The following is a 24,258-nucleotide window of genomic DNA, read 5'->3' as shown; positions in this document are numbered from 1 at the left end:
TTTTTCTCCGTTTTATTTTGTTTTCTGCAATGTATTGATACGAATCTGAGACGGTTCCATGCCTGTTTTCCGCTTCACAATATCCTCGATCTGCACCACCTCCGCATCAGTCAGGGTATCCTTATCCACCACTACATCCACCGTATCATCATCGATACGGACATAAGCCTCCTTGAAGCCCTTGGATTCGATCATAGCCTCTGCCGCTGTTTCCTTTTCAATGCGCTCCTGCAGCTGCATCATATTTTCTGTACATTTATCCTTTTGTTCCTGGCTGATGTTTTCATTATTCAGCATTTCCGTCAGAATGTCTTTCTGTTTTGCCCGGGACTGTTCCCGATCCAGCTTGGCTTCCGCAAAATATTCCGAACCGGTCAGGCTGCTGGCGGAAACATAGACCGCCGCCCCATCTCCCGTTGTTTCTGCCACCTCTGCCGTAATGGGGTCCAGCGCCAGTGCCGATGTATCCACATCATCGGGCAATGCAGAATAATCCACCAAAGCCGTTACATCGCCTTCTTCTGTCAGCTGCAGCGCCGTCTGGTTTCCTTCTGAAGAGCGGCTCTCCTGGAAATTCAAATACCCCGCTGCCGCAATCATCACCGCCAATGCCGTGACCACTACCTGATTCCTCTTGATGACAAACATACCTTTTCCCCCTCTATTTCATTTTCAAAACCGCGATCTTATGCGCCGGCACATCCAAAAGCGCCTGCGCCGCCTGATTGAGGGTATTGCAGACCACCGGATCTCCGCCGCCCTCTGCCACAATAACGACCCCCTCTACTTCCGGGGATGTTTCCGAAAGGATCACCGGCAGCGTATTTCCACTCCTGTCCTCTGTGAAAATGGCGGTATTTTCCACCCGAAGAGATTCAGAAGTTTTTCCGCCATCCTCGGAATAGGATTCTTCCCGCAGCTCATCCCGTGCAACTGTCTTTTCTTCCGTTTTGCGGTAGGTCAGCATCACATCTACCTGCCCTGCTCCTTCGATTTTGGAGAGGATTTCAGCCATACGGCGTTCCGTTTCCGCATCATTGCAAAGGGTCATTTCTGTGCGTTCCTCCTGCGGCGGAGCCTCAGCAGCATCCCCGCCAAAAAAAGAAAAACTCTTTCCTGCTGCCAAAAGCAGGATGCCTGCCATCAGCGCCAGGAACACATTGCTTCGCATCTTTTTGTTTTCCGGGCTGAACAGCCCCTTCCAAACATCCTTTTGCATCTTCTCACCCTTCTTTTGTGTATCCGTTATATGTATCTGACCATTCCTGCTCCAGTCTCATAGCTGGCAGTTCGAATCCCTCCGTTTGCCCGAACAGCCGAAGAAAAGGGCCCAATACCGCTGTCAGTACCAATACCCCCAGTACCAACTCCGCATAGCGGCGATATTTCCCTTCGGGCAGGAGGATACCCACCAAAGCAGAAAAAATGGTCAATGCAGTTATGGTTTTAATATATGCTGCAAATGCTTCCATCATGCCTACAAGCCTCCCAATAAAAGCAGTGCCGAAAATAAAAACATTCCTTCCCCCAGGAAAACTACCCCTAAAAGAAGTCCTGTATATTCCCCTGCCGCCGAGATACATTCTACCAGCCTTTCCTCGCAGATAAATTCCGCCGCTGCCGCTGTCAGCCTGAACACCAGCATAATGACCAGCAGCTTTACCACCAGAGGGATACAGAGAATCAGCAAAAACACTGCCGCCGCCACCAAAGTCCCACTTTTCAGCGTTCCAGCCACAGCCGCCGCCGTTTCCACCGCGCCGCCCATGACATTCCCCACTACAGGCACGGCTCCTACAGCAATTTTCGCTGTTTTTGCTGCCAACCCATTTAATGCACCACCGCCGATTTTTTGCAGAGAGAGCAGCAGCATAAAAGCCATTGCCGCTCCTTTCATGCCCCAGCCGATGCACTGGCGCAGCAGTTCCGCAAATTTTCCCAATATCGGTTTTTCTGAGATATGATCTGCCATTTCCAAGGCAATTGCTAATAAAATAGCAGGAATGATGATACGGCTGATGGCCACAGATAGTGCCGCCGAACCGCCCATGATTGCAGGCCCCATCAATGCCCCTTGGGTCAGATTGCCGGAAGAAGCAGTCAAAACGACAAAGATGGGCACCATCGTCCCGAACACCCCGCAGATTCCTTTCATTCTCTCCACAACGCCCTCGGCAATCGTGTAAAACGAGGTTAATATCACTACAACCAATACCATATAGCAAATATAGAAGCCCATTTCCCCCACAGATTTTCCCTGAAAGGAATCATTGAACTGCTTCAGGATGGCACTCAAGAGCACTACCAACAGCAATTGTGTCAATAATTTGCCCTGTACCCGAAATTCCCCAAAGGCCGCTTCCAATATTTCTTCCTTTAGTCCTGCAAAGGTGAAATCAAACTCTCCCAGCAGCACATCCTTCAGCAGCTTTGAAAATCCTACCTCTGCATCCAAATCTTCCGCCGCCTCATCTACCGCCTCTGTTTCCAATTTTTCCAACTCTGCTTCAATAACCTGAGGATCTATTTCCGCCGCAAAAGCGGCTGTCGGCAAAAAAGAAAAAAGGAGAATCAAAATCAGTAAGCATTTTTTCATCCTGTTTCCTCCTATACCAGCCCCATGACCATTTCCAGCAAGCCCGTCAGCACAGGGGCCGCCGCTGTCATCATCAGGATCTTCCCTGCCAATTCTATTTTTGCCGCCACTGCGCCTTCCCCCGCATCGGCACAAAGCTGTGCGCCAAACTGCGTCAGGTATGCAATGCCGATCACCTTCAGCACCACAGCAAAATAGCCGCTGCCGACCCCCGCCTGCTCTGCCGTTTCCCGCAGCAGAGAAACTAAATTTCCCAGGGGGACACAGATCATTCCGAAAATCAAAATTCCTGTGATGGCAGCCACCAACATGGCAATCTGCGGGTTTTCTTTTTTCAGCAGAACGGCAAATACCGTTCCCACCAGCCCCAGAGCGATAATCCTTCCCATTTCCATAGAATCGCCCCTTTCATAGCTGAAACAGGGTCTGCACCGTATCAAACAACTGGCTGATATACTGGATGACCCAGAAAAGCACCACCACCAGCCCTGCCAGTGTGGTCATCATGGCCTGTTCCTCTCTTCCAGCCCGAATAAGTACCTGATTCAATACTGCTACCAAAATTCCCACTGCGGCAATACGGAATACCACATTGATCTCCATTTTTTCTTCCCCCTTTTACAGCAGTGTGACTACGATGAGCAAGCCGCTCAGCCCGCCCATCCCGTAATATAATCTGCCGTTTTTCTCCAATCGTTTCTTTCCCTGCTCCAATGCTTGTTCGATATATCGCAAAAGCAAACGGATATTGCTTTCCTGCTGTTCCTTATCCAGATATCCCAACGCTCTGCCAAAAAGGAGAACCGCATCCAGATCTTCCGCTGTCAAAAAAGTATGTACCGCCTGCTTCTGCCAGACTTCCTCCCAAATCAGCTCCGCCGATGCGCCATCCCGCTCCGCCATACGCTCTGCTGCTCTCTGAAAAATTTCTCCGATTGTGCCATCGGTTTTCCAGCTGATGCTTTCCAGCACCTCCGGCAAAGGGGCAGAAAGATATTGAATCTGGCTTTGCAGCAGCAGGATTCCCCGTTCCAGTTCTTCCAGTTCTTTCAGACGATATTTTTCCTTTGCAGCAAAATACGCCCCAAACCACAGAGTGGCTCCCAGCACGAGCGCGATACCAACCAGCCGCATCATATCTTCTCCCCCTTCCAAAGAATTTTGCCCTCTCTGTCCCGCATCTCCTCTGCTGTTCCTGTTCCGTTCCGGTTAGAGAGAAAAAGATATCGTTCAAAAATCTTTTTTCGGATCAATGCCTGCATTTGCGGGCGCGTCTTTAAATCAGAAAAATCGTTCCCGTGGGCAGTGGCAATCAGCTTCACCCCCGCATGCAAAGCTTCCTCCACTGCTTCAATATCCTCTCTTCGCCCCAGCTCATCCACTGCGATAATATCCGGGGACATACTCCGCAGCAAGAGTATGATTCCCTTGGCCTTGGGGCAGCCTTCCAGCACATCAGTACAGGGCCCCACATCCATCTGAGGGATTCCATCCCGCAAAGGGGCAATTTCTCCCCTTTCGTCTACTATCCCAACTGTCTTTCCTCTTATACTGAGGCAGCGGACAATATCCCGCAGAAGCGTCGTCTTTCCGCAGCCCGGCGGAGATACGATCAGGGTATGGCAAAAGCTGTCCTTTTCCATCAGCTGCGGCAAAAAAAGCTCCCCCCATCCTTTTTGCTCTCTAGCAATGCGGATATTTAAGGCATTCATTTGGCGCAGTGTGCGGATTTCCCCGTTTTCCAAAACGGCCTTTCCACAGAATCCAACCCGGTGTCCCCCTTCCACGGTGATATACCCCTGCCGCAATTCTTCTTCAAAAGCGTAAAGAGAATAGGCACTCAAAAGAGACACCGTTTCCCGCAGGTCTGCCGCAGAAATAGGGATGCCCCCTTTCCATGGGGCAGAAAGCAGTTCGCCGTTCTTCTGCAAAGAAAATATCCCATCCGCTTTTTTCAGCAGAAAGGGCTGTCCGCTTCTCAGCCGCAGTTCCTGCACATCCGCAAGGGTCTCCTCCGGCAATACTTCTCGTATCTTTCTGGGCAATGCCCGCCAAACCGCTTCTGTCTGCATTGGCTCGTCCTCCTTTCTTCTCCTATCCTATGCCTTAGAAATGGGTTCATTCCAACAATTTTGATATGAAATCTTGTCTTTTTATATGTATTTTTTGACTAATTATACAAAATTTTCCATTGTTTTTAAAAAAGTTCATACATTTTTCACAAGATGTGATACAATGTAATTGAAAATCTAAAAATTTATCAAAATTCATCAAAAACATTTCTCGAACTATTTAAAAGGAGAAAATTATGTATACGATATTAATTTCCAAATCTGATGATGAAATAGAACGAACTTTAAAAGAGCTCTGTTCCAATATGAAGCAAGTCCGCCTTTCAGAAGAAGAAACAGCCTCATCGCAGGGCAGCAAAGCCCAATTTTGCCGCATCAGCACTGCCAAAGGGATTTACAACATCCCCTACAGCGAAATCCTTTTCGTGGAAAGCGGGCAGAAAAAATCCGTTATCCACCTGGTAAACACAACAATCTCCCTGTCTCTTCCCCTGTATCGGATCCGTAATGTCCTACCTGAGTCTTATTTCATACAGACCCACCGTTCTTTTATCATCAATCTGCAGAATGTTTCCTACATCGATAAAACCAAAGACCCCTGGGTCATATTCTTTTTCAAGTCCAGTAAAACTGCTTTTATCAGCCGCAGCTTCAAAAAAAACTTCATACAAGCCATCACTCCTTTTTTAGACTGCATCGCCGACTGAACATTCCAGCTGACTTGTTTAAAAGATCACTCATTCTTTTCATTTGTGTTTATTGAACCCAATCCTCTTGTCGATTGACTTTGCCTCCTTTCATCGTTACAATAAAACCAACGAAGAAAAAGGAGGTTTCCTGATGAAAGAATTTCGATTGGTTGCATTCGGTGACAGTTTAACATACGGCTACGGCGTATTATCCCATGTGGCCTATCCTTCCCGTTTGGCAAAGGAATTACCGGAAAAAAATCCTGCCATCCGCTGGAAGGTATATAACCGCGGCATCAACGGGGAAACGACCCGGGAAGCCCGCCAACGGCTGGATAGCAACGTCCTGCGGCTAAAACCCCATATCACTGTCCTTTTTTTAGGCTCCAACGACAGTGCTCTGAATGAAGGACAATACCGTACCCCTTGGGAATATGAGCAGAATATGGCCTTTATGATCGAACAGATACTGGCCTGCCGGCACGATACCAAGGATTTCAACGGCGGCGTTTGTCTGCCTCTGCTTATCACACCGCCTCCTGTGGTGGATACGGATTTTTATCCTTTTACTACTACCGACCGTATCGAACTTTATCGCGATATCGTATTAAAGCTGGCAAAAGCCTATGGATGCCCTGTCATTGATATTTATGAAACCTTTCTGGCAGTCAAAGAAAAAGATGGCTTCGAAGCCTATGATACCCTGTTCCAGTTTGATGGTGTCCATTGGAGCAACGCAGGCTATGATATCTTTTATGCTCTGATCGAGAAAAAGATACTGGAACTGACCCAAAATTTTTGAACACAAAAAAGCCTTGAATCCCAAGATTCAAGGCTTTCTTTCTGCTATTTTCTGTCTATTCTCTTTATCCGCAAAGGTCTACTGTCACATGGAGCACCTTTGTTCTGGAAGAAACACCAATGCCAACTTCTTTCATTGTTTGATCCATCAGCCCATTATGCTTTGCCGCAGAACGCATCCATTCCTGATATATTTGCACCACATCGCCCCGCTGTCTGGCGATGACTTCAGAAGCCGTGGAAAATTCTTTTCCATTCTCCATGATGCGTCCGAATGGTGTCGTTCCATCGGGGCTATTATAATCAAAATAATTTTTGGAAGCCATGTCTTCCGAATGGGCTCTTGCGACCTCTCCAAGCTTTTTATCCCAAATCAGCAAGGGCAGGCCTTTTTCCGCACGGCGCACCTGAATCAGATCCAGAAGCTGCGCTTCAATATCCGCTTTCATCGTATACTGCAGAGTGCTCACAGGGTCTTTTTCCTCAGAAAAAGTTTTGGTCTGCAGCAGCAGCCCGCAAATATTCCCCTCATAATCCAAAGGCACTCTCGCTTCGGAAATTTCATTGTAAATGACACCGCTGTGCTCTACACTGCTGACATAGGCAAGATTCTCTATATCTACCATCGTCCCTTTACCATTCATACTCAAATAAGAAAAATCTGTTCCGGGCACAAAAATCTCAACCACTTTGCCATTTTGGAACGTTGCAAAAAAGTAATCCAGATATTCATTGATATAAATATATCTGTCCAAACCATACACAGATGTATCAATACGGTCGGGTTCGCCCCAAACAGCTTTCAGTTCTTCCGCTGTCCAGTTCAGGGAAATCTTCTTTCCGCCCACTGTTACCGTTTCTGTTTTCGCCGCAGAAGCTACTTCCTGCTGGGTCTCTTTGTTTTCTTCCATAGAAACCGACTCTTCTGGAATAGCTGTTTCCTGTTCTTTCTCTGCGGCAGGCTCTTTTTCTGTTTTTTCCGGAACCACAGATATCCCTTCTCCGCCTGTCTGTTCCAGTGTATATCGATATGCTTTTACAAAAGATACCACCGCTTCCTGTACTGTCATTTCTTGAAAGGGGCCATAGGTGCCGTCTGCATACCCTGCAATAACACCAATCCCGTAAAGCTGGTCGATATATTTATTGGAAGAATCGAACAGAACAGAAGTGTCTGTGAAGGGATTTTTCACTGCTTTTTCTGTCAGGTCGATGCCACAGGTTTTCAATACACGAGCCACCATAATCGCCATCTGTTCTCTGGTCAGCGTTCTGTCCGGGGCAAATATGCCCGGTTCTACCCCGCCGATGATGCCTGCTTCATAGGCTGCCGTCACCTCTGCATCATCACAGTCAGAGAAAGGGCTCGCCTGGGTAGCTTTCCATTCCTTTTCCGTAACTATTTCCAAAAAGCGCATAACCATTTTGCAGAATTCTTTTCTGCTCATAGGTGATTTTGCCTTTTGCATTTCCGCATCCGTCAGCAGCCCTTCGTCATAGGCAAATTCCATAGAAGGCTTAGCCCATTCGCCAGCATTGGTTTCAACGGCGGCAAAGGAAGGAACAGCCGCAGTGATGCACAAAATCCCCGCCAAGAGGATAGCTGCAAACCGTTTCATAAGTTTCATTCCTTTCAAAAAGTTGAAATTTATTTCAAATCTTTTTCCGTTTCTTTACGAAACTGTGAACACACGTTTGTATATCATTATAACATGTTTTTCCATCTTGGCAAGGAAAAATGCAATTTTCTCTCCACAACAGCCCTAAAAAAGACTTTTTTTATGCAGAATTTCTCCACATTTCATCCTAATCCGCACAAAACCGAGCCGAAAGATTTCGGCTCGGTTTGTTTATTCGTCCAGTATCATCTGTCCCGGCACTCTGTTTGTCGTTTTATCTTTTTCCTGTATAAAATGACCTGCCGTTGGAATTTTTTTCGTACGGTAATATTCATGGTCTTCCGTCTGAAATTCTTCTTTAGTGAATACCTTCGTTACCGCGCTGTTTTTCTTCAGTGTAAACACCTGTACCCCCGCTGCGCTCTTCGTCGCGCTGGAGGGAATCAGTTCCGTATTCAGCAATGTGGCCTTATCTGTATTCCGCATCAAGATAAAATCGCTTTCCTCATCCATCTTTGCCATACGAACCAGCTCCGCTTTAGAAGAATAGCCGTTGATAAGCTTCTTCCGATTGTTCTTGGTCTCGTATGCATTCAAGGGTACTTTCGCCGCTTTGCCATTGGCAAAGAAGAAAACCATCTGTCCGGTATAATCCGTCGTTGCTGTCATGTAAACGATCGTTTCCCCTTCTTCCATACTCAGCAGGTTAGGAAGATATTCCCCCAATACGCTGGCCTTTGTATCCGCCACATCCGATGCTTTCAGTTTATATACATTCTGATGATTGGAAAAGAATAGCAGATCCATGCGGTTCATCCCATCCTGTTCGATCAAAATGGCGTCTTCTTCCTTCAATTTCTGTTCTCCTGCCATACGCAGAGAAGCATGAGAAATTTTCTTGAAATAATTCTGTTCTGTCAGGAAGAACCGCACTGCGTAATCTTCTATAAAATCTTCTTTTGTCAGCACTGTCACATCATCCGCATGGATGATTTCTGTCTTTCTAGGCTGACCGTATTTTTTCGCCACACTGCGCAGCTGTTTGCAGATGATATTTTTAATCTTCGTATCAGATTTTAATGTTTCGTTCAAATCTCTGATTTCTTTTTCCAAAGATTCCAGCTCATCAATCCGTTTCAGGATATATTCCTTATTGATATTTCTCAGCTTGATTTCCGCAATATACTCGGCCTGCACCTCATCGATAGCAAAGCCTGCCATCAGGTTGGGTACAACCATCTTTTCTTCTTCCGTATTGCGAATGATGGCAATGGCCTTATCAATATCCATCAGAATCTTAGAAAGCCCCACCAACAGATGGTATTTTTCCGATTTTTTCTGGATATCGTAAGCAATCTGTCGGCGGATGGAATCCATGCGGAAATCCGTCCAGTACTTCAAAATATCCCCTACGCCCAAGGTCATGGGTCTGCCATGGATCAGGACATTAAAGTTGCAGCTAAAGCTGTCCGCCAAAGGTGTCATGGCATACAGCTTGTGCATCAGCAGATCAACATTTGTGCCCCGTTTCAAATCAATAGCGATTTTCAGACCATTCAGGTCGGATTCATCTCGCACATCGGTGATATCCTTGATCTTGCCCGCTTTTACCAAAGCAATGATCTTGTCCACGATGGCCTCGATATTGGTCGTATACGGAATTTCATACACTTCAATGCAATTATCCTTTTTATCGTAGCGGTATTTCGCCCTGAGCTTCACACTGCCCCGCCCTGTCCGATAAATCTGCTCCAATTCCTTCCGATTATAAATCAACTGACCGCCGGTGGAAAAATCGGGGGCGGAAAGATATTCACACAAATCAATGCTGTCATCTTTAATAAATTTTGCTGTTGCCTCGCACAACTCCGCCAAATTAAAGCTGCAAATAGAAGATGCCATCCCAACGGCAATGCCTAAGTTTGGGTTTGCAAGGATATTGGGGAAAGTGGTCGGCAAAAGGGCTGGCTCCTTCATGCTGCCATCATAGTTATCCACAAAATCAACGGTATTCTTATCAATATCCGCAAAAATCTCCTGACATATAGGTTCCAGCTTTACCTCCGTATAACGAGAAGCGGCATAGGCCATATCTTTGGAATAGTATTTGCCAAAGTTCCCCTCGGAATCCACAAAAGGTACCAGCAGGGCTTCATTATCTCTTGTCAAACGCACCATAGTTTCGTAAATAGCCCCATCCCCGTGGGGGTTCAGCTTCATGGTCTGCCCGACTACATTGGCGGATTTCGTCCGTTCTCCCTTTAAAAGTCCCATCTGATACATGGTATAGAGGAGCTTTCTGTGGGAAGGCTTGAATCCGTCTATTTCCGGGATAGCGCGGGAAACAATAACACTCATAGCATAGGGCATGTAGTTGATTTCCAGCGTATCCGTGATTTTCTGTTCCTGTATAAAATTATCATGGTATTCTTTTTTGCTCGTTGTTTTTTTCTTAGCCATTGCTATACCACTTTCTATAAAAATTGTTCAATAGGGCGGAAGGGTTCAGGAAACCGTAAAAGGGGTTCCTGAATGAAAACCGCGCTTTTCGCTGGAGAGAATAAACTGTTACCTTCAGACACGAATCTATCCTTCCTCTGTTTTCCAACTGGAAATCTTGCTTTCCGGTTAAGCGTCAGCTCAAATCAATCATATCTAAATATTTGTAGCCTTCCGCAGAAATATATTCCTTTCTGCCTGCAAGGTTTTCCCCCAGAAGCAGCTCAAACATCTGCTGGGTTCTTTCTGCCTCATCAGGCGTTACCAGAATCAGGCGGCGTGTTTCCGGGTTCATGGTGGTTTCCCACATCATTTCCGCCGCATTTTCACCCAGCCCTTTGGAACGCTTGATTTTCACTTTTCCCTTCAATTTGGAAACGATCTGGTTCTTTTCCCCGTCGGTATAGGCGAAATATTTCTCTTTTCCATGGCGAATCTCGTACAGGGGAGATTCCGCAATATAGACCTTCTTTTCATAGATCAATGTCGGCACCAGCCGATAGAGCATGGTCAAAAGTAGTGTTCTGATCTGGAAACCATCCACATCCGCATCAGTGCAGAGGATGATTTTGCTCCAGCGGAGCTGCTCCATATCAAAGGAATTGAGTCCCTTATCATGTTTGGATTTCACTTCTACGCCGCATCCCAAAACCTTCAGCAGGTCGATAATAATATCATTATTGAAAATCTTGTTGTAATCTGCCTTCAGGCAGTTCAAAATCTTGCCTCGAATGGGGATGATGGCCTGAAATTCCGCATCTCTGCCCTGCTTACAGGAGCCCAGAGCGGAATCGCCTTCTACGATGTAAATTTCTCGTCTTGTCACATCTTTTGTACGGCAGTTGACGAATTTCTCCACACGGTTATTCATATCCAGATTGCCTGTCAGCTTTTTGCGGACATTGATACGGGTATTTTCCGCAGTTTCTCGGCTGCGCTTATTGGCCAGCACCTGGGCAGCAATCTTATCGGCCTCCATCTTATTTTCGATAAAATAGATTTCCAACTGCTGGCGGAAAAATTCCGTCATGGCCTCTTGAATAAATTTATTAGTAATGGATTTCTTGGTCTGATTTTCGTAGCTGGTCACCGTGGAAAAGGAATTAATGACCAAAATCAAGCTATCTTCAATATCTGCAAAAGTGATCTTCTTCTCATCCTTTTTATACAGATTGTTGTTTTTCAAATATTTATCTATGGCGAAAACAAAAGCATTTTTTACTGCCTTATCAGGAGAACCGCCATATTCCAAAAAGCTGGAGTTATGGTAATATTCCAGCACATTCACATGGTTATTAAAACAGAAGGCCGTTTCAAATTTCAGCTTATATTCGGGCTTATCCTCCCGGTCACGGCCCTTGGTTTCCGTCTGCAAATAATGCACAGAGGTCAGCCCATTTTCGCCGCTTAACTCCTTCAGGTAATCCTTAATGCCGTTTTCATAGCAATAGTGGAAGGTCTCGCCGCTTTCTTCATCATATAATTCAAACAGCAGCCCCGCATTCACCACCGCCTGTTTTTTCAGCACATCCTGAAAATATGCCAAAGGGATATGGATATCTGTGAAAACATCCCGGTCGGGACGCCAAGTGATCTGGGTGCCGGTAGGGTGTTTTTCCGCCGCTTCCTTCATCAGACCGCCCACATTTTCCCCTTTTTCAAAATGAAGCTGATAGCACATACCATCCCGATAGATGACCGCATCCATAAATTCGGAAGCATACTGGGTAGCACAAGTGCCTAAGCCATTCAGTCCCAAACTGAATTCGTAGTTTTCCCCTGTATTATTCTGATATTTCCCACCTGCATAAAGCTCACAGAAAACCAGTTCCCAGTTGAAGCGATCCTCCTTAGGGTTATAATCCACAGGAATCCCACGGCCATGATCCTTCACCAGAATGGACTGGTCTTTATACCGGATAATCTCAATCTTTTTCCCAAAGCCTTCTCTGGCTTCGTCGATAGAGTTGGAAAGGATCTCAAAAAAGGCGTGTTCACACCCATCCAGACCATCGGAACCAAAAATAACCCCGGGGCGCAGGCGGACACGATCCGCCCCCTTCAGGGAAGTGATGCTTTCATTATTATAATTTGAGTTTTGCTGCTTCTTCATAGGGATACTCCTTTTTTGCGCAGACCCAACATCTTGAAAAAAACACAGTCTGCGCCACTATATCTAACTTTACAGGACTTGGAAGATTGTGTCAAGGAAAAAGAAGATGGTTTTTTATCAGATTCTCTGACAATCTACCCTCTTTGGCTTTGACGGATTTTCTTCTTTTCATATAGCCAGAGCAGGAAATTTTTACATAACGCTCCCATGGGAACAGCAAAAAGCAGCCCCCAAAACCCAAACATGCGCCCGAAAACCGCCAGGGAAAGCAATACCAAAACCGGGTGCATTTCCACTTTCCTTCCAACGGCTTTCGGCACAATAAAGATACTATCCACCTGCTGCAGCAGTAAAATCAAAACAGAGGCATAGAGGGCTTTGGCAGGCGTGCCGCTCAAAAGCCCCGCAAACACAGACAACAGGAAAGCCATAACGGCGCCAAAATAAGGAATCAGATTGGAAAAACCGGAAACTACCCCTAGCAGGATGCCATGGGGCAGGCCAACAACAAGAAATGCAACGGAAAACAAAATCGCCATAATGACAGCATCCAGCATTTGTCCGCTGAGGTAACCAGTAAATACAGAATATATCTCATAAAAGATATTTTTTGCTGTATTTGTCACCCGTTTTCCCAAAAGCACAGAAAAAATCTCATTACAGATGTTTAAAATTCTTTCTTTTTCCATCAGAAAATAAAATGCCGCCGTGCCGCCAATAATGATATCCACCAGACTGCCGCCAATCCCCGGCAGGATACCGGCAATGCCCAGGATTTTTGACTCCATCCATGCAGTTGCCTGTTCTGTCCATGCAGAGAGCACCCCTTCCACATTCTGCAAAATCCCCATCTCTGCCAGCTTCAGATTCAGCAGCACAAGGAGATCCCCCACCTGCCGCATATATCCGGTAATCTGCTCCGCAATGCCATTCAGATCCGCTTTTCCGATCTTTTTTGCGGCAAAACTGCCTGCGAAAAATAAAAACAGACCCACAGAAAGATAAGACAATATCGCCCCTGCTTTTCGATTATGGATACGGCTGCGATGCCGCAGAGAACAGCGATTCTCATAATATTTTTGCCAGAAAGCTGTCATTGGCTCCAAAATCAGTGTGAAGAAAAGCGCCCAGAAAACAGGCGCAAAAACGGCGAGGATTCCCCTCGCCGTTCGATATATGACATTTTTCGCATCGGGCAGCCAAAACAGCAGTCCACACATCCCCACCAGAATCAAAACAGTGACGATGACATGAAAGCCTATTTCCATGTATTTTTTATTCCACGGAAGCCGCATCTTCTGCCCTCTTTCAATATTATTTCAATTTTTTCAGCACCAGTTTCAGGTATTCCCAAACCCGGATAGTCGAAGAAATGGAAAGGCGTTCATCCGGCGTATGCACATCGCGCATATCAGGCCCCAAAGAAATCAGATCCAATCCGGGGATTTTCTTTGCAAACAGACCGCATTCCAGACCTGCATGGATAGCAACAACTTTCGGCTCTGCACCAAATTTTTCTACCCAAGTATCCTTAAAAATACGCAGCAGTTCGGAATCCGGGTTAAACTGCCAGCCAGGATAATCGTGGACACCAACCACCTTCGCACCGCATAACTCACCCAAAATTTCAATCTTTTTACAGATAGCATCTTTTCTTGTTTCCACAGAACCACGCACCGCATTGTCGATATAAATATGATCTTCATTCGTTTTCAGAATACCGATATTGCTGGAACTTTCTACCAATCCTTCCATATTGGCATCCATGGTCTGCACCCCATAAGGCAGCAGCCGCAGCATGGCAATGACATGATCTCTTGTTTCTGCTGTCAAGGTCTGGCTAATTTCATCATCAGCCGCCTCCATTGTCATCATTATATCGCTTTCGCGGTCTTTATATTCATCCTGGAACACTTTCTGCAATTCCGCCACCAGCGCAGCCGCCTGGGCTTCACAGGCAGGGTCGATACAAATCACTGCTTCGGCCTCCCGACAGATGGCGTTATCCATATTCCCGCCATCGGCTCTCACCAGCGCATACTCCATTTTTTCCCACAGCTCCAACAGCACTCTTCCCAGCAGAACATTGGCGCTGGCTCTCTGCAAATGGATATCCGCACCGGAATGGCCGCCCTTTAACCCGCGGATCCGAATCACAAATGCCTTTGCACCGGTCTTTTTCGGCTCTTTTTTCAGGGGCAGATAGACGCGCATTCTGCGGCCGCCGCAGCAGCTTACCATCAGATGCCCCTCTTCCTCTGTATCCATATTCAGGAAGCGTTTGCCCTTCAAGTCGAATGCATCAAAATCTGTGGCACCGCCCATGTCAATCTCTTCTTCTGTTGTAAAGACACATTCAATGGGCGGATGCTCGATATTCTGGGCATCCAGCAAAGCCAGCATATACGCCACCGCAATGCCGTTATCCGCCCCCAGTGTAGTCCCCTTGGCTTTGATAAAATCTCCGTCGATATACAGATCCAGAGGTTCTGTCAGAAAGTCATGCTCTGTTCCTTCATTCTTATCGCAGACCATATCGATATGTCCTTGGATAATCAGCGCCGGAGAATTTTCATAACCGGCTGTACCAGGCTTTTTGATAAGAACATTACATCTTTCATCCTGCCGACAGTAGAAGTTTCTTTCCTTCGCAAAGGAAACAATATAATCACTCAAAGCTTTTTCATGAAAGCTGCCATGAGGGATATCACAGATCGTTTCAAAATAATAAAATACTTTATCACAACCAAGTTGGTTCAATACATTCATCGGTGTTTCCTCCTAAAAAAATATTCCTATCTATGATATTCCCCAAGCCTCCTTCTGTCAATCATGTTCCGACAAAAAATCCCCTTGGAATTTCTCTGTTCTTACATGCTTCCAATCCCCAGAAAATTTGAAAAACTGCTAAAATACGCCAGCTTTCATGGCAGGATGTTCCTAACATAAACCGCCGACTGCGAGACATACTAACTTTGCAACACCAAAACAAAGCAAATTCCAAGGAGGTTATTACAATGAGCAACAATAATACAAACAGCAATAAGATCAACGTACCTGAAGCAAGAGCGGCTATGGAACAGTTCAAGTTTGAAGTGGCAAATGAAATCGGTGTACCTCTGAAAAAAGGCTACAACGGCGACCTGACATCTGCCCAGAATGGTTATGTAGGCGGCTATATGGTAAAAAACGTGTGGCCCGAACGGGCCTCACATTTTTCACCTACAGACTTTTTTTCATAACCCCTCTTGAGTGTCTCGCCTGTATTTAATACAATTTTCAACTGCATACGCCGATTTCCGATTGGCTCTACATATATTTTGTCAATAAACAGATTAATGATGTTTTGCGTAAAATCTTCCGGTTTGAATACATCAAAGCTCTTAAGATTATTCTTTAGCCTATAGATTTCTTCCAAATCTAATTGACTGTTATCCTGTAACAATTCGATTTCCTCAATTCTCTCCTCTAACCTTTCTAATTCTTCACTGAGAATTTCATTCCGCCTTAAGAACTCCTTATCCGAAAGCTGTCCATCCAAGTTAAATTCCAGTATTTTATCTTTTTTCCGATTCACTTTATCTAGTTCTTCATTTAATTTTTTCAATTCGCCACTATAATCAGTAGCCTGTACAGATTTCTTATAGATTTCAATAAAGCGTTCCACAGCATCATCGAAATTGCCGCTGATTTCCTGCAAAACTCCCATTAAAATCTCTAACAACTCTTTTTCCATAATTGAAACGGATTCGCATTCAGCATATCCATTTTTTATCTTATGACTACAAATCCAAGTCCCATTGATATTGCCATGACGATCTTTCCGTGATCTTAGCCAATAAGGAACCTGATGTTCTGCGCAAATGATTTTTCCTGTAAATAGGTTATCTCTTTTAAATGAGCCCCGTCTGGTCTTAATGACATCCCCTCTCATTCTATAAATGCGATTGGCTTCCTCCCAAACTTCTTCGCTTACAATAGCTGGTACAATTTCTCCTTCTTCATCCTTATACATGATCCATTCTTCCTCAGGAAGGAAAAGCTGTTTTTTCGTAAACATATCTACGATTTTCACTTTATTCCCTACATAATATCCTTTATACTTTGGATTTCGGATAATGTTCTTTATCACACCGCGATGGATTTTTCCGCCTTTATAGCTGCGGTAACCCATTTCAAATAAAGCTTCTTCAATCTTCGGCGTTGACATTTCCCCCGTTGCATAGCTTTCAAAGATAAAACGGATCATCTTAGCTTCTTCCTCATTAATTGTTAGTTTCCCTTTTTCTTTGTTATAACCATACAAATGAGAATTACCCAGTACTACACCATTCTTAATCGCCTGTTTATGGCCAAACTTTACACGACTGGATAATTTTCTTACCTCATCCTGTGCTACACCCGCCATAATTGTCAAACGAAATTCGCTATCTTCATCTAGAGTATTGATATTATCATTTTGGAAAAAGACTGCGACCCCGTTTGAGAGCAGTTGTCTGGTATATCCAATACTATCCAGCGTATTTCTGGCAAAACGAGAGATTTCCTTTGTAACAATATAATCAAATTTGCCGGCAATAGCATCATCGATCATTCGATGAAAGTTCTCTCTCTTTTTGGTTGTAATACCTGTAATCCCTTCATCAACATACCCCTTCACATAGGTCCATTTAGGATTTGATTTGATATACTCCTCATAATATAACTGTTGGTTATTCAGGGAATTCAACTGCTCATCTCTTTCGCTGCTAACACGAGCATAATAGGTTACCCGTAAAGGAATGTCTCTGATTGACTTGAATCGTAATTCTTCTCTGACTCTAAAAATATCCACTATTAGTCCTCCTTTGGAGGCCTGATTTTGTATGCTTCTTCATTATAATTGAAACATACGCTTTAATGCAACAAAATCGGCCTTACCAAATTTTTACTGTACGTGCCTTCTGATAATCCAAATTGATTTCAGAAGAAATTTTATTTCTCATAGACTCTGATATCATGCCATTCTCGAACATTTTGTTATTTAGCAGCATGAGCAAGACACACATTCCCAAATCATTTGATTCTTTATTATCTATCATGCTAAAACCTCCTTTATATTGTTTTATTCCCAGAATATAGAAGTTTTATTACTAGTTTCTTAACATACCTCTTCCAATCCCTTGTACCTTTTGAATATCATCCACCGTATAAACCATTCTTTCAACTTCTTTTTCATATTGTTCTATGACATCCAGATACCGAATTAGGTGCCATAAAAGCCCCATATTCTTTCATTTTACCCATTGTGTACCTGTTCAAATCACATACTTGAGTATTAAAAATAGGTGTTCCAGCAAACGAACGGTGCATACCCATAGGTTTTCATAACCTGCCCTCTTCCAGACGGCCTGCTCCCTTTGCCTGCGACGCTCTTAACGCTCGGACTGAGGCTGAGCAGAAGTATCATTATCTGTTATCCGTTTGCACAATATTTAGTTTTCAGGTACAAATCCATTCATTAACGAACTTTATAGTTCAATACCGCAACAATCAAAGAAACCTCTAAAGATTTTTTGACATCCTGATCAATTTCGTATTTTACCATGCCAGATCTTCCAATCTTTTTTCTCATAGAATATTTGTCAATAATAGACTCATAGCGGGAAACAACACGAGCCAATGCTTCCGAATCTCCACCAATCGCTTCTAATATTGTCGCTTCATCAAGCATATGATTTTCTCCTCCTTTAATTTCATAGTCCGGTAAATTGTTAACACATTTGTTTTTATCTAAAATACGAGACCGAGATCTATCAACCGGAATCTTACATAACACTTTTCTCTTATTTCTCATGAAAAAAAGCACTCTCCTTCATGTTATCTTTTAAAAATCCCAATGCCTTTATGCGATTGTATTGAACCGTACTTTTTGCTATGCTCATCATCTTCCCTATTTCATTATCAGTCATTTCCCCAAAATAACTTAATAGTATGATTTCCAGTCTCTTCTTCGGCAATAGAAGCAGATAATGATATAAACTTTCATTTTCTATATACACTGAAATATTAGGCAAACAAATTTTCGAAGCCAATATATTATATTGGTCTTCCACATATAGCGTATTGAGTATGGCCTCATCAAAAGCAATACAATCAAGAATTTTACGTTCAACCCTTTTTTCATTTCTTCTCATCGCACAGCCGTTATATTTCACCACTTTTTTGCAATATGAATCGAACATAAAACGTAATCCGCTTTCAGTTTTTTCTTTATTCACATTATCTAACCTCCTATTTTTTTCACATTCCATGAAGTCCCCTTTACTTACTTATATATCCATTAGGACACGGTTCGACCAATTTCTCATCACGATTTTCGTAATATTTACAGACTTTTTGAAAAAAATAGATAAACTGCTTTTTACCTTTTGAAAAATAATTTATTTTTATAAAATTTGTGCGAATGAAATACACTATAAAAAAAGACACTATTTCAATATCCAATGAAAAATAGCTTCCTCTCACCTCATTTTCTAAGACCCGCCTTTTCCTGCTCCATTTCCCAAATCAATGCAATTACGTTTCCGTTACCTATTCTCTAGTCAGTTCTTTTTTGGTTCTGAAATACGCTTGTACAAGCTATCCTTTCCTCTATGACCTTTCACACTTCAAAATAATTTATAATCCACTATTTATTTTGCGGGTGTAAGGCTTTGGAGAAAATCGTCCTCTCTTTGAAGAATTTTTGTCTCGTTACTAACTTCTCATGTAAAAATCTCTCCAATGAGTCTCTATTTGGAGACAAATGTCTCTCTCTATTCAAAAAAAAGAAAAAATAGGAAAAATTTTTCCAAAAAGAAAAAATGTTGAAAAATCAAGGTTTTCCAATATATTTTTAAAAATTTTTAAAGTATTTTTTCTATTTTTCAATTTTTGGCACAGATATTGCTCTAATATAGGGTACAAAGAAAAGAAAAAACGGCTCCTCAAAAAACAGAGACAGAGAGCAGAGCATCTCCTCTACGTTTTCTGAAAAGCCTTGAAAATCCAAGGAAATAAGCAGTTTTTCTTTTCCCTTTATCAGCAAAATTTCATCAGAATTTCGCTGAAATACGAAAGATTTTAGAAAATAACAAAAGATAAGCTTCCAAAAAAACTGATTTTGGATGGAAAAACAGAAGTTTCTGAAAAGAAAAGAACGTCTCCATTTAGAGAATGATATCTCTAAACAAAGAATATTGTCTCTTTAAAGAGAATACAGTCTCTGTCAAGAGAATTGAGTATCTAAATGGAGAATATAGTCTCTCGAAGGAGAATCTCATCTCCCAAAGGAGAATTATCGTAGTAAGCGCCCCATAAACATGATATGATAAAAGAAAGGAGGAGATTGCACATGAACGGCACCGACAACGATAAAAGATATAAATACATATTCGATGAAATCCTGACATTGACTGATGACGGCTTCATCGTGGTAGATACCAACGGCGTCATCACTGATGTCAACGAACAGTATTGCAAATATCTCAAAACCACAAGGGATTATGCCATCGGCAGAAGCATTGCCGAAATCATCCCCAATACAAAGATGATTGATATTGTCAACTATGCCTACCGGGAAGAAGGAGCCATCCTTCGCCTTAGCGAAAAATCCGATGATGATTCAGACAATATCTTTCTGGTAAACCGCTCCGCCGTATACGACGAAAATCACAACGTCATCGCCGGGGTGGCACAGGTAAAATTCCGATTGCAAACCTTGGATTCCGCCCAAAAGCTCATGCGGGAATATTCCGAATACGAATTTTACCGAGAGGAATACCGCAGCCGAAACAGCACCCAGTATTCCTTTGATAAAATCGTCGGCAACAGTCCCCGCTTTGCGGAGGTGAAAAAAGCAGGCTACAAGGCAGCCAAGACCATGTTCCCCGTTTTGCTGACGGGGGAAACGGGCACCGGCAAGGAGGTTTTTGCCAACGCCATCCACAACAACGGAGAACGGCGGGAAAAGCCCATGGTCAGCATCAACTGTGCCGCCATCCCCAACGAGCTGCTGGAAAGCGAGCTGTTCGGCTATGAGGAAGGGGCTTTCACGGGAGCGAAAAAGGGCGGCAAGAAAGGCAAATTTGAGCTGGCCAGCGGCGGCACCCTGTTTCTGGATGAAATCGGGGATATGCCCCTAGGGATGCAGGCCAAGCTTCTGCGGGTTCTGCAGGAAAAAGAAGTTGAAAAGATTGGCGGCTACAAGCCTATACCGGTTGATGTCCGCATCATCGCCGCCACCAGAAAGAACCTGCCGGAAATGATTTCCGCCGGGGAATTTCGGGAAGACCTTTTTTACCGCCTGAATGTCATCCATATCGAGTTGCCCCCTCTGCGGGAGCGGCGAGAGGATATTGTAGAGCTGGCATCTTATTTCCTGAATCGCCTGAATTCCGATTATAAATCCGGCATTTCCCTCTCCCCGGAGGTACGGGAATGCTTCGTGAATTATGATTGGCCCGGCAATATCCGGGAACTGGATAACGTCATCAAAAGTGCCTATGCTGCCTGCGAGGACTTCCTCATCCAGCTTTCCGATTTGCCCTCTAAAATGGTTTCCCGCCATCAGCTTTCCGAAGAAGTGGCAGGGGGTAAAAAGCTGAACCAGATGATGGAGGAATATGAAAGAGGGCTGCTGACGGATGTTTTGAAAAAATGTGGCTGGAATTGTCAAATGGCAGCCAACGAACTGGGCATCCACCGCAGCGCACTGTATAAAAAGATTGCAAAATATGATTTGCAAAAAAGATAACTGCATCAGGTAACAACGGGAGAGACACCGCATGCTGTTTTTGCGGTTTTCCATCCCCGAGGGGAATCGGGTGTTTCGTGAAAAACGCGAAAACAGCAGGTGTTATTTTTGTACCCAAAAATCGGGCGTCGATGTACAAAAAACCTGTGTCCTTCCGTGTAAAACTATAAAAAATACACAAAAACCATAAAAACAACAACAAAGAGAACAAGCATCAAGGAGGAAATCATTATGAAAAACCTGAACACAAACGCACTGGAAAACCTGAAACTGGATATGGACAATCATGTACTGGTAATTACCATGAACCGTCCCAAGGCCCTGAACGCCCTGAACAACCAGACCTTGGATGAATTACAGATGGTATTCGATTATGTGGCAAAGGAAGAGGAAATCTACGGCGTCATCATCACAGGGGAAGGCAGAGGCTTTGTAGCCGGCGCAGATATCGTGCAGATGGAGCCCTACAGAAGCGAACAGGGCAGAGACTACGCAGGCTATGCCCAGGCAACCTTCAATAAAATCGAAGCCCTGAATAAGCCCGTTATCGCCGCAGTCAACGGCTTTGCCCTGGGCGGCGGCTGCGAACTGGCCCTGAGCTGCGATATCCGTATCGCTTCCGAGAAAGCCGTTTTCGGCCAGCCCGAGGTCACACTGGGCATCATCCCCTGCTTCGGCGGCACCCAGAGATTGCCCCGTCTGATTGGCACAGGGCTGGCAAAGGAAATGATTTATACAGGCAAACACATTGATGCGGAAACCGCCCTGCGCTACGGTCTGGTAAACAGAGTGGTTCCTGCCGATTCCCTGCTGGAAGAAGCGAAGACGCTGATGGGCGATATCCTGAAGGTGTCCCCAATGGCAATCAAGTATGCAAAGCTCTCTATCAACAAAGGCGCAGATATGGATTTGATGAATGCTTTGGAGGTAGAGAAGGACTTAGTTGGTCTTTGCTTCGCAACTGAGGATAAGGAAGTTGGTATGCAGGCATTTTTGGAAAAACGCAAACCCGTTTTCCGTTGATGTCATTTCCTGAGGAAAGGAGGAAAGGTTTATGAATTTCAGCGTATTGGTATTGGCCTTGGCCATCATTCTCTTTGGCCTGTTGGCCTTCCGTCAGATGAGTGCTCTGATTCTGGCACCCGTGGTAACGATATTTGTCATCGTGCTTTCCGGGCTGCCTATTCTGGATACATTATTGGGCTACTTCATGCCCGCCACATCGGATTATATTACGAAGTATTTCCTGATTTTCTTCGTGGGCGCCCTTTTTGGGGCGGTATACCAATTCACAGGGGCGGCGGAATCCATCGCCCGCACCATGGGTAAATTCTGCGGCAACCACTTCGTCGCTCCCATGATTATGTGCATCACCGGCCTGCTGACCTTTGGCGGTGTCAGCGGCTTTGTGGTATTCTTCGTGGTATACCCCATCGCTTTGCAAATGTTCAAACGGGCCAACCTGACACGGCGGCTGATTCCTGCCGCCATCTCCGCAGGCTGCTGGACATGGTCTATGACAGCCCCCGGTTCTCCCTCCATCCAAAACACCATCGCCATGAAAAGCTTGGGAACCCCCGCCACAGCGGCATTGATTCCCTCCCTCATTGCCACATTGGCGGAGTTCCTGATGATTTTCCTTTGGCTGGAATGGAGAGCCAGGAGATTCACGGCACAGGGCAGGCTGTTCTATGATGATACCCTGAAAATGCAGCTTTCCCCCGAGGAATTGGAGGAACGTTCTTCCGATAACCTGCCCCACCCTATCATCGCCCTGATTCCCATTGCGGCTATCATCCTTTGCTTCAATGCCCTGCATATGCCCGTGGAAACCTCCGTAACCATCGGTATCCTTCTGGCGGTAGCATTGATGTTCAAAAAGGTGGCAAATATCAATAGCTGGATTGAGGTATTCAACAAAGGTGCAGCCGATTCCGGCTCTGCCATCCTGAATACAGCCATCGTTGTAGGCTTCGGCGGTGTGGTAGAGCAGACAGATGGCTTCCACTACCTCATCAATAACCTGCAAAACCTTTCCATCTCTCCTCTGGTATTTGTAGCAGTCACCATCGCTATCTGCGCCGGTGTTTGCGGCTCCGCCTCCGGCGGTATGGGCGTAGCCTTCGCCGCACTGACGGATACCTATAAAGGCATGGGCGTCAGTCTGGAGGCTGTCCATCGTATCGGTGCCATCGCCGCCGGCACGCTGGATACCCTGCCCCATCAGGGTGCCCAAATCACACTGCTGGGTATCTGTAAGCTGACCCATAAGGAAGCCTATTTCGATATCGCAGTCACACAGATCCTGATTCCCATTCTGACTCTGTTTGTATTCATCCCTCTGGTTTCCATGGGGCTGTAACAGCAGAATGGTGTTAGGAGAATACTCAAAATTCTCTCATATATCTCTCATCGAAACAAGGAATGGCCTTTGCCGTTGCTTGTTTTGGTGCTTCTTTGAAAAACCAATATACGCTGAAATACAATTCTTATTGGAAGAGAAAATAGGGTAGAAAAAGAATATTTCCTTGTCGATCCTATTAAACCGTATGTATAAATCTCGTCTACGTCTCTACAATTAAATAATATTCTAACCTTGATTTAGTAATTATTTAAAGGATTGTGTTAGCATCTGGAGATTTTGGCCATCTGGAGGATCAAAATTCCCCGATGCTAACAACGCTATACAAAAAGGCTGTCACACAGACAGCCTTTCATAATATATATTACAAATCTTCAGTTTTAAACACTGTATAGCCTTCATAATAGTAACTTGTATCAATACCTTTCATGAAGACCTCTCTGTCATTGATTCTATCTGTTAACGCCTGCTTCAAAAGATATTTAATTTCAATATCCTTGATCGGACTTTGTTCCATAGCAAGAAGATAATCGTTTTTACCTACATTACGCCAGTCAATGACTATATTCAGTTCTTTTTTTAAAATCACATCAAGCCAAATTCTGGTGGCTCTACCATTCCCATCTCTAAAAGGATGTGCTACATTCATTTCTACATATTTTTCAATGATCTGATTAAATGTTGACTGTGGCATCTTTTCAATATTCTCAAGAGCTGCTTCCAGATACATG

24 protein-coding genes are annotated in these 24,258 nt (G+C 44.5%); 6 read left to right on the top strand and 18 right to left on the bottom strand.

Annotation, left to right across the window (positions count from 1 at the left end; translation table 11 throughout):
• Window positions 1-12 precede the first annotated feature (12 nt).
• The 8 genes from ACI39P_RS07995 to spoIIIAA are packed head-to-tail and all read right to left on the bottom strand — an operon-like array spanning window position 13 to window position 4,668.
• Window positions 13-648, bottom strand: a complete 636-nt coding sequence (locus ACI39P_RS07995; RefSeq protein WP_439720137.1) for a SpoIIIAH-like family protein — start codon at window positions 646-648, stop codon at window positions 13-15.
• Between the two features lie 13 nt (window positions 649-661).
• The gene (locus ACI39P_RS07990; RefSeq protein WP_439720136.1) at window positions 662-1,219 is read right to left on the bottom strand and encodes a hypothetical protein; all 558 of its coding nucleotides are present in this window, start codon (window positions 1,217-1,219) and stop codon (window positions 662-664) included.
• A 4-nt stretch (window positions 1,220-1,223) separates the two neighbouring features.
• Complete coding sequence (locus ACI39P_RS07985; protein ID WP_439720135.1) at window positions 1,224-1,475, bottom strand: stage III sporulation protein AF; 252 nt, start codon at window positions 1,473-1,475, stop codon at window positions 1,224-1,226.
• A 2-nt stretch (window positions 1,476-1,477) separates the two neighbouring features.
• A complete protein-coding gene (locus tag ACI39P_RS07980; protein WP_439720134.1) occupies window positions 1,478-2,596 on the bottom strand; it encodes a stage III sporulation protein AE in 1,119 nt (372 codons plus the stop codon).
• A gap of 11 nt (window positions 2,597-2,607) precedes the next feature.
• Entirely contained in the window at window positions 2,608-2,991 is a 384-nt protein-coding gene (spoIIIAD, locus tag ACI39P_RS07975; protein ID WP_439720133.1) for a stage III sporulation protein AD, read from the bottom strand.
• Between the two features lie 13 nt (window positions 2,992-3,004).
• Window positions 3,005-3,199 (bottom strand): stage III sporulation protein AC, encoded by a 195-nt coding sequence (gene spoIIIAC / locus ACI39P_RS07970; protein WP_439720132.1) that lies wholly within the window; start codon window positions 3,197-3,199, stop codon window positions 3,005-3,007.
• Window positions 3,200-3,214: 15 nt separating this feature from the next.
• The gene (locus tag ACI39P_RS07965; RefSeq protein WP_439720131.1) at window positions 3,215-3,733 is read right to left on the bottom strand and encodes a stage III sporulation protein AB; all 519 of its coding nucleotides are present in this window, start codon (window positions 3,731-3,733) and stop codon (window positions 3,215-3,217) included.
• A complete protein-coding gene (gene spoIIIAA, locus ACI39P_RS07960; RefSeq protein ID WP_439720130.1) occupies window positions 3,730-4,668 on the bottom strand; it encodes a stage III sporulation protein AA in 939 nt (312 codons plus the stop codon). Before spoIIIAA ends, ACI39P_RS07965 begins: the two co-directional genes overlap by 4 nt.
• Window positions 4,669-4,904: 236 nt before the next feature.
• Here spoIIIAA and ACI39P_RS07955 point away from each other — a divergent pair, with 236 nt between their 5' ends.
• Complete coding sequence (locus ACI39P_RS07955; RefSeq protein WP_439720129.1) at window positions 4,905-5,375, top strand: LytTR family transcriptional regulator DNA-binding domain-containing protein; 471 nt, start codon at window positions 4,905-4,907, stop codon at window positions 5,373-5,375.
• A 133-nt stretch (window positions 5,376-5,508) separates the two neighbouring features.
• Entirely contained in the window at window positions 5,509-6,159 is a 651-nt protein-coding gene (locus ACI39P_RS07950; RefSeq protein ID WP_439720128.1) for an SGNH/GDSL hydrolase family protein, read from the top strand.
• A gap of 64 nt (window positions 6,160-6,223) precedes the next feature.
• Here the strand turns inward: ACI39P_RS07950 and ACI39P_RS07945 are convergent, their stop codons facing one another.
• The 5 genes from ACI39P_RS07945 to ACI39P_RS07925 all read right to left on the bottom strand — a co-directional run bounded on the left by ACI39P_RS07945 (window position 6,224) and on the right by ACI39P_RS07925 (window position 15,158).
• Complete coding sequence (locus tag ACI39P_RS07945; protein WP_439720127.1) at window positions 6,224-7,777, bottom strand: CAP domain-containing protein; 1,554 nt, start codon at window positions 7,775-7,777, stop codon at window positions 6,224-6,226.
• Window positions 7,778-8,008: 231 nt separating this feature from the next.
• The gene (locus ACI39P_RS07940) at window positions 8,009-10,237 is read right to left on the bottom strand and encodes a DNA gyrase subunit A (RefSeq protein WP_439720126.1); all 2,229 of its coding nucleotides are present in this window, start codon (window positions 10,235-10,237) and stop codon (window positions 8,009-8,011) included.
• A gap of 175 nt (window positions 10,238-10,412) precedes the next feature.
• Complete coding sequence (locus ACI39P_RS07935) at window positions 10,413-12,389, bottom strand: toprim domain-containing protein (protein WP_439720125.1); 1,977 nt, start codon at window positions 12,387-12,389, stop codon at window positions 10,413-10,415.
• 134 nt (window positions 12,390-12,523) lie between these two features.
• Window positions 12,524-13,684 (bottom strand): AI-2E family transporter, encoded by a 1,161-nt coding sequence (locus ACI39P_RS07930; protein WP_439720124.1) that lies wholly within the window; start codon window positions 13,682-13,684, stop codon window positions 12,524-12,526.
• A 19-nt stretch (window positions 13,685-13,703) separates the two neighbouring features.
• On the bottom strand, window positions 13,704-15,158 hold the full coding sequence (locus ACI39P_RS07925; protein WP_439720123.1) for an aminoacyl-histidine dipeptidase: 1,455 nt from the start codon (window positions 15,156-15,158) through the stop codon (window positions 13,704-13,706).
• A 248-nt stretch (window positions 15,159-15,406) separates the two neighbouring features.
• Here ACI39P_RS07925 and ACI39P_RS07920 point away from each other — a divergent pair, with 248 nt between their 5' ends.
• Window positions 15,407-15,631, top strand: coding sequence for an alpha/beta-type small acid-soluble spore protein (locus ACI39P_RS07920; RefSeq protein ID WP_439720122.1), 225 nt, complete (start codon window positions 15,407-15,409; stop codon window positions 15,629-15,631).
• Here ACI39P_RS07920 and ACI39P_RS07915 read toward each other — a convergent pair.
• The 4 genes from ACI39P_RS07915 to ACI39P_RS07900 all read right to left on the bottom strand — a co-directional run bounded on the left by ACI39P_RS07915 (window position 15,565) and on the right by ACI39P_RS07900 (window position 18,649).
• On the bottom strand, window positions 15,565-17,223 hold the full coding sequence (locus ACI39P_RS07915; RefSeq protein ID WP_439720121.1) for a recombinase family protein: 1,659 nt from the start codon (window positions 17,221-17,223) through the stop codon (window positions 15,565-15,567). The genes ACI39P_RS07920 and ACI39P_RS07915 overlap by 67 nt on opposite strands.
• A gap of 82 nt (window positions 17,224-17,305) precedes the next feature.
• Window positions 17,306-17,470, bottom strand: coding sequence for a hypothetical protein (locus ACI39P_RS07910; protein WP_439720120.1), 165 nt, complete (start codon window positions 17,468-17,470; stop codon window positions 17,306-17,308).
• Window positions 17,471-17,889: 419 nt separating this feature from the next.
• Window positions 17,890-18,225, bottom strand: coding sequence for a helix-turn-helix domain-containing protein (locus ACI39P_RS07905; protein WP_439720119.1), 336 nt, complete (start codon window positions 18,223-18,225; stop codon window positions 17,890-17,892).
• Entirely contained in the window at window positions 18,215-18,649 is a 435-nt protein-coding gene (locus tag ACI39P_RS07900; RefSeq protein WP_439720118.1) for an RNA polymerase sigma factor, read from the bottom strand. The genes ACI39P_RS07905 and ACI39P_RS07900 overlap by 11 nt, the downstream gene beginning before the upstream one ends.
• 1,115 nt (window positions 18,650-19,764) lie before the next feature.
• Here ACI39P_RS07900 and ACI39P_RS07895 point away from each other — a divergent pair.
• From ACI39P_RS07895 to ACI39P_RS07885, 3 genes are all read left to right on the top strand, one after another.
• Window positions 19,765-21,165, top strand: a complete 1,401-nt coding sequence (locus tag ACI39P_RS07895) for a sigma 54-interacting transcriptional regulator (protein ID WP_439720117.1) — start codon at window positions 19,765-19,767, stop codon at window positions 21,163-21,165.
• A 231-nt stretch (window positions 21,166-21,396) separates the two neighbouring features.
• Window positions 21,397-22,188 (top strand): enoyl-CoA hydratase-related protein, encoded by a 792-nt coding sequence (locus ACI39P_RS07890; RefSeq protein WP_439720116.1) that lies wholly within the window; start codon window positions 21,397-21,399, stop codon window positions 22,186-22,188.
• Window positions 22,189-22,219: 31 nt separating this feature from the next.
• A complete protein-coding gene (locus tag ACI39P_RS07885; RefSeq protein ID WP_439720115.1) occupies window positions 22,220-23,527 on the top strand; it encodes a GntP family permease in 1,308 nt (435 codons plus the stop codon).
• A 364-nt stretch (window positions 23,528-23,891) separates the two neighbouring features.
• Here the strand turns inward: ACI39P_RS07885 and ACI39P_RS07880 are convergent.
• A partial coding sequence (locus tag ACI39P_RS07880; RefSeq protein WP_439720114.1) for a Fic family protein occupies window positions 23,892-24,258 on the bottom strand: 367 nt, incomplete at its 5' end.

Source organism: Anaerotignum sp., assembly GCF_051877975.1.
Lineage (GTDB): Bacteria > Bacillota > Clostridia > Lachnospirales > Anaerotignaceae > Anaerotignum_A.
Note: the sequence above shows the minus strand (reverse complement) of the source record. Positions and strands in the feature narration are given on the sequence as shown.

Excerpts from the sequence above, each read along its gene's own strand:
- ACI39P_RS07895 (WP_439720117.1), top strand. The coding sequence starts at position 19,765 with ATGAACGGCACCGACAACGATAAAAGATATAAATACATATTCGATGAA.
- ACI39P_RS07945 (WP_439720127.1), bottom strand. The coding sequence starts at position 7,777 with ATGAAACGGTTTGCAGCTATCCTCTTGGCGGGGATTTTGTGCATCACT.
- ACI39P_RS07935 (WP_439720125.1), bottom strand. The coding sequence starts at position 12,389 with ATGAAGAAGCAGCAAAACTCAAATTATAATAATGAAAGCATCACTTCC.
- ACI39P_RS07980 (WP_439720134.1), bottom strand. The coding sequence starts at position 2,596 with ATGAAAAAATGCTTACTGATTTTGATTCTCCTTTTTTCTTTTTTGCCG.
- ACI39P_RS07910 (WP_439720120.1), bottom strand. The coding sequence starts at position 17,470 with ATGATAGATAATAAAGAATCAAATGATTTGGGAATGTGTGTCTTGCTC.
- spoIIIAA (WP_439720130.1), bottom strand. The coding sequence starts at position 4,668 with ATGCAGACAGAAGCGGTTTGGCGGGCATTGCCCAGAAAGATACGAGAA.
- ACI39P_RS07930 (WP_439720124.1), bottom strand. The coding sequence starts at position 13,684 with ATGCGGCTTCCGTGGAATAAAAAATACATGGAAATAGGCTTTCATGTC.
- ACI39P_RS07955 (WP_439720129.1), top strand. The coding sequence starts at position 4,905 with ATGTATACGATATTAATTTCCAAATCTGATGATGAAATAGAACGAACT.
- ACI39P_RS07885 (WP_439720115.1), top strand. The coding sequence starts at position 22,220 with ATGAATTTCAGCGTATTGGTATTGGCCTTGGCCATCATTCTCTTTGGC.
- ACI39P_RS07995 (WP_439720137.1), bottom strand. The coding sequence starts at position 648 with ATGTTTGTCATCAAGAGGAATCAGGTAGTGGTCACGGCATTGGCGGTG.
- ACI39P_RS07925 (WP_439720123.1), bottom strand. The coding sequence starts at position 15,158 with ATGAATGTATTGAACCAACTTGGTTGTGATAAAGTATTTTATTATTTT.
- ACI39P_RS07940 (WP_439720126.1), bottom strand. The coding sequence starts at position 10,237 with ATGGCTAAGAAAAAAACAACGAGCAAAAAAGAATACCATGATAATTTT.
- ACI39P_RS07890 (WP_439720116.1), top strand. The coding sequence starts at position 21,397 with ATGAAAAACCTGAACACAAACGCACTGGAAAACCTGAAACTGGATATG.
- ACI39P_RS07985 (WP_439720135.1), bottom strand. The coding sequence starts at position 1,475 with ATGATGGAAGCATTTGCAGCATATATTAAAACCATAACTGCATTGACC.
- spoIIIAD (WP_439720133.1), bottom strand. The coding sequence starts at position 2,991 with ATGGAAATGGGAAGGATTATCGCTCTGGGGCTGGTGGGAACGGTATTT.
- ACI39P_RS07905 (WP_439720119.1), bottom strand. The coding sequence starts at position 18,225 with ATGAGAAATAAGAGAAAAGTGTTATGTAAGATTCCGGTTGATAGATCT.
- ACI39P_RS07950 (WP_439720128.1), top strand. The coding sequence starts at position 5,509 with ATGAAAGAATTTCGATTGGTTGCATTCGGTGACAGTTTAACATACGGC.
- ACI39P_RS07990 (WP_439720136.1), bottom strand. The coding sequence starts at position 1,219 with ATGCAAAAGGATGTTTGGAAGGGGCTGTTCAGCCCGGAAAACAAAAAG.
- spoIIIAC (WP_439720132.1), bottom strand. The coding sequence starts at position 3,199 with ATGGAGATCAATGTGGTATTCCGTATTGCCGCAGTGGGAATTTTGGTA.
- ACI39P_RS07965 (WP_439720131.1), bottom strand. The coding sequence starts at position 3,733 with ATGATGCGGCTGGTTGGTATCGCGCTCGTGCTGGGAGCCACTCTGTGG.
- ACI39P_RS07920 (WP_439720122.1), top strand. The coding sequence starts at position 15,407 with ATGAGCAACAATAATACAAACAGCAATAAGATCAACGTACCTGAAGCA.